Source organism: Kaistella sp. (assembly GCF_049588135.1).
Taxonomy (GTDB): domain Bacteria; phylum Bacteroidota; class Bacteroidia; order Flavobacteriales; family Weeksellaceae; genus Kaistella.
Genome location: NZ_JBAVFG010000079.1, coordinates 1 through 8,074 on the forward strand (window position 1 = coordinate 1; position 8,074 = coordinate 8,074).

6 protein-coding genes are annotated in these 8,074 nt (G+C 34.7%); 3 read left to right on the plus strand and 3 right to left on the minus strand.

All coding sequences use genetic code 11. The features are described 5' to 3' along the window. Positions 1 to 215: 215 nt before the first annotated feature. Complete coding sequence (gene rplS, locus WBY99_RS04580; RefSeq protein ID WP_305519995.1) at positions 216 to 569, plus strand: 50S ribosomal protein L19; 354 nt, start codon at positions 216 to 218, stop codon at positions 567 to 569. A 50-nt stretch (positions 570 to 619) separates the two neighbouring features. Here rplS and WBY99_RS04585 read toward each other — a convergent pair whose 3' ends face one another. The 3 genes from WBY99_RS04585 to rpsA all read right to left on the minus strand — a co-directional run bounded on the left by WBY99_RS04585 (position 620) and on the right by rpsA (position 5,957). Beyond that, positions 620 to 1,192, minus strand: a complete 573-nt coding sequence (locus WBY99_RS04585; protein WP_423975156.1) for a hypothetical protein — start codon at positions 1,190 to 1,192, stop codon at positions 620 to 622. Positions 1,193 to 1,243: 51 nt separating this feature from the next. Then, positions 1,244 to 3,844 carry a T9SS-dependent M36 family metallopeptidase gene (locus WBY99_RS04590; RefSeq protein ID WP_423975157.1) on the minus strand — a complete coding sequence of 867 codons (2,601 nt, stop codon included), beginning with the start codon at positions 3,842 to 3,844 and terminating at the stop codon, positions 1,244 to 1,246. Between the two features lie 313 nt (positions 3,845 to 4,157). Next, positions 4,158 to 5,957, minus strand: a complete 1,800-nt coding sequence (rpsA, locus tag WBY99_RS04595) for a 30S ribosomal protein S1 (RefSeq protein ID WP_423975158.1) — start codon at positions 5,955 to 5,957, stop codon at positions 4,158 to 4,160. 227 nt (positions 5,958 to 6,184) lie between these two features. Here rpsA and WBY99_RS04600 point away from each other — a divergent pair, with 227 nt between their 5' ends. Beyond that, the gene (locus WBY99_RS04600) at positions 6,185 to 7,492 is read left to right on the plus strand and encodes a DEAD/DEAH box helicase (RefSeq protein WP_423975159.1); all 1,308 of its coding nucleotides are present in this window, start codon (positions 6,185 to 6,187) and stop codon (positions 7,490 to 7,492) included. A 69-nt stretch (positions 7,493 to 7,561) separates the two neighbouring features. Next, entirely contained in the window at positions 7,562 to 7,903 is a 342-nt protein-coding gene (locus WBY99_RS04605) for a MerR family transcriptional regulator (RefSeq protein ID WP_423975160.1), read from the plus strand. Positions 7,904 to 8,074: the final 171 nt, after the last annotated feature.

The window sequence follows — 8,074 nt, forward strand, 5'->3', positions numbered from 1 at the left end:
GATTAGCACAGATTTTTTGAAATTATAGGTACATCAAAACACAAGAATTTTTATTGATTTTTTAGAAGAATCGTTATTTGCTTTTATTTTTAAAATTTATTCTGTAAAATATTGGCTGTTAGAAGAATTTGTCTTATTTTTGCAACCTGTTAATCAACCTCTGACGAAGGGCGTGAACGTTGTTTAGCTTGACAAAACAAATTTTTTATAAAAAAATGGATTTATTACAGTACGTACAAGACAAGTACATTGCAAAAAAAGAATTCCCAAAATTCAAGGCAGGTGATACGATCACTGTTTACACCGAAATTAGAGAGGGTGCTAAAACCAGAACTCAGTTCTTTAAAGGTGTGGTTCTTCAAATTAGAGGTACAGGAGCAACAAAAACTTTTACCATCAGAAAAATGAGTGGTGATGTTGGAGTTCAGAGAGTTTTCCCGATGAATATGCCAGCTTTGCAAAAAATTGAAATCGACAGAAGAGGTAAAGTGAGAAGAGCAAGAATTTTCTACTTCAAAAACCTTAGAGGTAAAAAAGCGAGAATTAAAGACGCTGCTTACAAAAAGTAATTCAGGTTACAATCATAAAAGAAACCCATCAATTTATTTTGATGGGTTTTTTAATATGATAAAGCGATAATGCATTCTTCTCTTATCTGCCAGAAATCGTATAAATTATAAGTAATAGTAGGATTTTCATGCAGATATTTTTTAAGAAAACTTCGGTGATATTCTATTTTAAAATTTGTGATTTGGGATGGTTGGATTTCTATTTCCTCTACTAAATCATTAATAAAATTTTCTGGAGAGGAATTTTTGCGGGTATAATCTAAGATTTGATTTTGATATTTTAAATAATTGTGAGCTTCTGGCATTTCCTTTAAATCATATTTTTTTAAAACTGAAGAAATTTTAGGAGTATTATTTCCATTCATCATAAAGATTCCCAGTATTAGATTAATTTCCGCAAAATCATTTTCAATAGCTAGATTCTTCAGTAATGCATGTTTGGTACTGCACGTTCCTCCAAAATCATTGAAAACACAAAGTTTATTTTCTTTAGCGTTATTTCTTTTGTAAGGTAAAATTTTTGCGAATTCGGCAGCGGACTTAAAATCATTAAAACCCAATTCCAGAAAACGCTCTGAAATAATTCCTTTAGAATGGATTGCGAAATTAACTGTTGTTTGCATAAAAAAACCGTCTTGATTTTAGCAAGACGGTTCAAAGTTATTGATTAAATTCTATTTTTTAATCATTAATTTAGAAGAGTACTGAACTCCTAATCCTTCAACTTTCACTACATAAACACCATTTGGTAATGCTTGTGTATTTACAGCATCAGTAGAAGAAATTTTCTGGCTAGAAACTAATTTTCCGGAAGCATCGTAAATTTCAACGCTTACTTTTCCTAACACGCTTTTTGCTGTCTTAATAAAGAATTCGTCTTTAGCTGGATTTGGATAAATACTCATTGCTTTATTTACAGAAACATTGCTCGTTGCCAAAGCACATTCTTCTGGCACATCGAAGCTTTCTACTTGATCATTGATATTGGTTTTAGAACCAGAAGAAGCATTAACACCCAAACCTCTGTTTGCGAAAACGCTCCAGATCATACATTTGTCTGCACCACCAGTAGTTGTATTTGCAGCTTCAGCGGCTAAAATAGCATCTCTTCCGTCAATGAATGTTGGGCTACAAGCCTGTAATTTCAAACCATTAATAACTAGTTGCAACACTCTTGTACTTCCATTGGTAGCATTTGCCATTACATCAGAAGAGTAACCGTATTTCTCAGCATATTTCCAATGAAGATCCCAAAGCATGGTTGCCCAAACGAATCCAATTGAATGTACATCTGGAACTATGGAAGTTCCGTTGTTATATTCCATTCCATTGGTATCACCATATCCATAATTATTGATTCCGAAGTCTGGTGAATATTTTGCAGGTCTGATTCCATCATCTGTAGTAGGCTTGCCAATTGCATAAGTCCCAATTGCTCTAGCTACATCTGCTGTTGCGTTTGGTTGATTCGTCAACATTAAAGCAAAGAAATCAGACCAACCTTCACCCATTTGTTCTTTGGAACTGCTTGAAGAAAGACAAGTTGAACCATTACCTGTATTTCTATTAGAAATACCATGACCGTATTCATGAGTTACAATACCATTATCAAAACTACCATCACGAATTGGCTGTATGTCTGCATCATATTTCAAAGTAACATTTACAGGAGTTGAAGCAGCCAAAAGACCTTTTAAATAAACCCCTTCAGTATATGGGATTAATACTGATGGAATGGCTACTGTAGGATCTTCTCCGCCCATTCCTGCCGTAACTGTAGAATCTGGCATGCTGTAAATAATTGCTGCCTTTGCACCTGCTATTTGTGCATTTTTAACTTTATCCGTAAAGTTACAATCTCCTCTTTGAATCAAGCCGATTTTACCAACAAGTGAATTGGCTGGCAAAGCAGTACATCCGTCTAAAACTGCAGACAAAACAACATCACCTGTTACCCCGATTGCATCTAACTCTGGACCGAAAGTACTTGAGATCAAAGCTTCTACCGGGCGACCGATTGCTTCTGCAGGAGTATTATAGTAAAAACGTTGGATTACTCCTGGATCCCAAAGGTACATCTGCATTCTAGGTCTAGAACCATCGGCAGGTGTTGCGAAGTTAGCGTTGTTTCTTCCACCACCATCTTGCGATTCAGCCATGACATAGTCATTTTGTGCACCACCTTTACCGTAGTTCCATGCTTGGAAATTTCTTGCGGTTTCAGTAAAGCCTAAACGGTAGAAAATATCGTGAACCTTATTATTCATGTAAAATAAGTTGGTTGTTGCCGCATTAAGATTTCCTGTAGTATCATTTACAATAAATGGAAAATCGAAAACTCGGTTTGCTCCACCATCAGCATAAGCTCCTGGTGCATTTTTATTTCCTCTGTCATCATACGCCATTACGTTATTTCCTCTTGTTGTATTGTAAGTTCCAACGTAAGTTCCTCCTAAAATTGAATGCCATCCATCTGGGGAAGCATCTGTAAACCAAGGGTTATTAACCAAAGTTCGAGCACCAAAGCTTGGGCTTTCCAAAGGCAATGCAAAAACTCTGTAACTTGCATCTAGAGCAGCTAAAGGACCGACTTGTTTACTTGAAGCGAAATCGCTTGCAAAACCTTCTGGTACATGAGCTGAATAATCGTGGCTGTAAGCATCATGCTTAAAGTTACAAGAAACGGTAAGGTTTTGTTTGTTTAGAATTTCACCGGTCGTTGCGTCAGCAAGAATATCCCAGTAATTTGAAGTTCCTTTCTCTTCGAAAATAAACTCATAACACAATCTCAAATCACTATTCTCAGTTTGAAAATAGATTAATCTGTTTTTCACCGTCGGAATACCGTCTTTATCACTTTCATTAATTCCTATTAATTGGTACTGAGAAGCATTCTTTAGACCCAAACTCTGTGCTGCATTTGCGAAAACAGTAAGATTAGCAATTGCTGAAGTTGGCCTAGCTGTACTTGCATAATTTTTTGCAAAATCATCTTCGAAGTACATCACTTTATCTTCTTTAATTAAAGCGGTGCCTACTGCATTATAAACAGGAATCCCATTATAAGATTGTTGAATTTTGATCACCTCGCCATTCATTGATGTAGAAAAATCTTCATTAATGATTTCGAAATTTTTTAAATCAGCTTTCTTGAAATTATTCTGTGCAGAAAGGTGATTCTGAATAATCGTCTTAAAATCTTGCGCCTTCCCGCTCCCGAAAGAGAACAAGAAGCAAACTGCCGCAAGCTTCAAAGGTAAATTTCTATTTTTCATATATATTAATTATTTATCGCCGAATTTATAAAAAAAATAGACAAGTATTGCATTTTTAACATAGAAAATTTAAAATAAAACCCACATTCCTTTTTATAAGAACACAAAGCACTGTGAAATGCAGATGGAATATAGATCCTCACTTACTTTTATACTTTACAAGGCAAATTCAATAATAATTCACACGTAATTTTATAAATATTTCTTCAAAAAATGAGATCAGTAAGAGTATTAATAAATCTCCAAACAAAAAAGAACAAAAAAAATGAGCTGTCTTTCGACAGCTCAAATTCTATAGTTTGAAAATCAAGGATTATTTGCCTTCCATTTTCTTTTTCAATTCTGCTAATACGTCTAAATCACCAAGAGTTGATTTTTCTTCATTGTTTGAAGAACCTGTTGATTTGTTAGATGAAGTATTAGATGATGCTTCTCTTACATTTTTCTTTTCTTCGTCTCTGAAGATTCCTGTATGAGAAACTACTACTCTTTTGAATTCTTTGTTGAATTCGATTACTTTGAAATCTGCGCTATCTCCTTTTTTGATTTTAGATCCGTCTTCCTTCTCTAATAATCTTGATGGACAGAATGCTTCAACTTCTAGATCTTCGAACTGAACCTGAGCTCCTTTGTCGAAAACTTCAGTTGCTGTTCCTGTGTGTACAGTTCCTTCAGCATATTTAGTTTCGAATTTATCCCAAGGATTTTCTTGTAGTTGTTTGTGACCTAAAGATAATCTTCTCGCTGCGGTATCTAATTCTAGAACCACAACTTTCAATTGATCTCCAACTGCACAGAATTCTGATGGGTGCTTGATTTTCTTAGTCCAAGAAAGATCAGAAATATAGATCAATCCGTCGATACCCTCTTCCAATTCTACGAATACACCGAAGTTAGTAAAGTTTCTTACTGTTCCTGTGTGTTCTGAACCTACTGGATATTTCGCTTCGATATTCGACCAAGGATCTTGGCTTAATTGCTTCATACCCAAAGAGATTTTTCTATCTTCTCTGTCTAAAGTTAAAACTTCTGCTTCAACAGTGTCTCCTACTTTTACGAAATCACCTGCACTTCTTAAGTGAGTTGACCAAGACATTTCTGAAACGTGGATTAGACCTTCAACACCTGGAGCAACTTCTACGAATGCACCGTAATCAGCAAGTACTACTACTTTACCTTTCACTTTGTCTCCAACTTTAAGATCTGCAGAAAGAGCATCCCAAGGATGAGCTTCTAATTGCTTCATACCTAACTGGATTCTTGTTTTCTCGTCATCAAAATCAAGGATTACCACTTTCACAGTCTGTCCGTCTTCCAGGATTTCTGATGGGTGATTCACTCTGCTCCAAGAAAGATCGGTAATGTGGATTAATCCATCTACACCTCCTAAATCAACGAATACACCATAAGAAGTAATATTCTTAACAGTACCTTCTAATACCTGACCTTTTTCTAACTGAGCGATGATCTCTTTTTTCTGACCTTCGATATCTGCTTCGATTAACGCTTTGTGAGATACTACAACGTTTTTGAATTCTGGGTTGATTTTCACAACTTTGAATTCCATTGTTTTACCTACGAACTGATCGTAATCTTTAATTGGTTTCACGTCGATTTGAGAACCTGGTAAGAATGCTTCAATACCATGTACATCTACGATCATACCTCCTTTTGTTCTTGATTTTACAAAACCGTTTACGATTTCTCCAGTTTCGTGAAGTTCGTTCACTCTATCCCAAGCTTTCAAGATTCTCGCTTTTCTGTGAGATAATTGTAATTGACCTGATTTATCTTCTCTTCTGTCAACCATTACTTCAACCTCATCACCTGCTTTAAGCGCTGGGTTGTAACGGAATTCGTTTAAAGAGATCACTCCTTCAGATTTGAAGTTAATGTCAACAATCGCTTCTTTGTCAGTAAGTCTTACAACTTTACCGATAAGAACGTCGTTGTCCTGAAGATTGTTAAGAGAACCATTATAGATTTCTTCTAAGTCACTTTTCTCTTGTCTAGATTCTGCATCAAGACCTGATTCAAATGAATCCCAATCAAACTGTTCTGGAGCTACGTTTTGGTTCAAAAGAACCACTGCTTTGTCTGTCGTTTCTGACATAATAAAATAATTTGTATTCTCTATCTTTCAATATCTGGCTCAATGTGGTTGTTTGAAAAATACAGAAGATGTTAGTTGTTAATGTTTTACCTTAGCCAAATGCTTCCACAAAAAGTGGTGCAAAATTACGCTATTATTTTACAATACCTATCATTATTAATGAAATTTCTTTATCATTTTTAGTATAATTAAAGTTATTAATAAATGCATTCCATTACCTTTGCAAAATGGAATTACAGACAATCTATCAAAATTTGCAGATTCAGGACATGAATCAAATGCAAAAAACCACTTATAAAGTTTCGGAAAACAACAAAGACGTTATTCTTCTATCGCCTACAGGTTCGGGAAAAACACTTGCTTTCCTATTTCCAATTTTAAGAAATTTAAAAAAAAGAAATGGTGGAATCCAAGCCATCATATTAGTTCCTTCCCGCGAATTGGCTTTACAAATCGAACAGGTTTTCAAAAGCATGGGAACCGATTATAAAGTTACCGTTTGTTATGGCGGTCATGATAAAAAAATAGAAATCAACAATTTAATCGAAGCTCCTGCACTATTAATAGGAACTCCAGGGAGAATCGCTTACCATTTAAAAAACGGTAATTTTGATCCTACATCGATTGAAACGATGGTGTTAGATGAGTTCGATAAATCACTGGAATTTGGTTTTCATGACGATATGAGTTTCATTATTAATGAAATGCCGAATCTTTCGCAAAGAATATTGATTTCTGCCACCGCAATGCCTGACATCCCAAAATTTACGGGAATCAATAATTCTGAAACAGTAGATTTTCTAAAAGTATTAGAAGTAAAACCAGATTTTCAACTGAGAAAAGTAATAACTACTTCAGAAGAAAAATTAGATACTTTATTTACTTTACTCTGTAAAATCGGAAACAAAAGAACACTTATTTTCTGCAACCACCGAGATGCGGTAGATCGTATTTCAGCGTTATTAAAGGAGAAAGGAATTTCCCGGGAAACCTTTCATGGAGGAATGGAACAGGATGAACGAGAACGTGCTTTGCTGAAATTCAAAAATGATTCTTCACGAATTTTAATAACGACCGATTTGGCTTCCAGAGGCTTAGATATTCCTGAAGTGGAGTCGATTGTGCATTATCAATTACCGCCAAAAGAAGATGCCTTTATTCATAGAAATGGACGAACTGCCAGAATGAACGCAAAAGGTTTTGTCTATTTAATAATGACCGAAGATGAAAATTTCCCTTTCATTAAAAAAAATACACCAGAAGAAGTTCTTACCCAAGACTATAAAATGCCGGCAAGAACGCCATTTCTGACCATTTATATCAGCGCTGGTAAAAAAGACAAAGTAAACAAAGTAGATATCGTAGGATTTTTAATTAAAAAAGGAGAATTAGAAAAAGATGACATCGGCTTGATTGAAGTGAAAGATACCACTTCTTATGTTGCAGTGAACAGACAAAAAGTAGTTGCTTTATTGAAAAAATTAGAAAATCAAAGATTGAAAAATAAAAAACTTAAAATCGAGATTGCTTACTAAAGTAATTTCTGAATAATTGTTTTACAAAGTCTGTATTTTTGTTTAGTTTTGTTTTCTTACCTATTCCAAATGAAAGTTAATTTACCGGATAAACTCTACTACTCTATTGGCGAAGTTTCAAAAGCTTTCGACGTCAATGCATCTCTGATTCGTTATTGGGAGCAGGAATTCCCAATTATTAAACCCAAAAAAAACAAGAAGGGAAACCGATATTTTACACCAGAGGATATTAAAAATTTAAAAATCATCTATCATCTGGTTAAAGAAAAAGGTTATACACTCGATGGTGCTAGAATCGCTTTAACAACCAATTCGAAAATCTCTGAAACCGTATCGATGATTGATCGATTAGAATTTGTGAAAGCAGAATTACTAAAACTAAAAGAATCATTGGTGGAAAAACCCGAATAAAAAGGGTGCTTTTCCGTTATAAAACAGGTGTTTTTCTCTACCTGGCCTTAATTTTTAGAAATAATTTTACTAAAAATTACGATTATGAGATACACTTTACAACTTTCAGCAGCAAAAAATCACTTCTTTGGCTTTGTGATTTCTGGTGTTTTCTTAGTATCTGGATTATAC

What these genes read in the sequence shown, in the direction of transcription:
- rplS (WP_305519995.1), top strand. Translation starts at nt 216, where the DNA reads ATGGATTTATTACAGTACGTACAAGACAAGTACATTGCAAAAAAAGAA.
- WBY99_RS04585 (WP_423975156.1), bottom strand. Translation starts at nt 1,192, where the DNA reads ATGCAAACAACAGTTAATTTCGCAATCCATTCTAAAGGAATTATTTCA.
- WBY99_RS04590 (WP_423975157.1), bottom strand. Translation starts at nt 3,844, where the DNA reads ATGAAAAATAGAAATTTACCTTTGAAGCTTGCGGCAGTTTGCTTCTTG.
- rpsA (WP_423975158.1), bottom strand. Translation starts at nt 5,957, where the DNA reads ATGTCAGAAACGACAGACAAAGCAGTGGTTCTTTTGAACCAAAACGTA.
- WBY99_RS04600 (WP_423975159.1), top strand. Translation starts at nt 6,185, where the DNA reads ATGGAATTACAGACAATCTATCAAAATTTGCAGATTCAGGACATGAAT.
- WBY99_RS04605 (WP_423975160.1), top strand. Translation starts at nt 7,562, where the DNA reads ATGAAAGTTAATTTACCGGATAAACTCTACTACTCTATTGGCGAAGTT.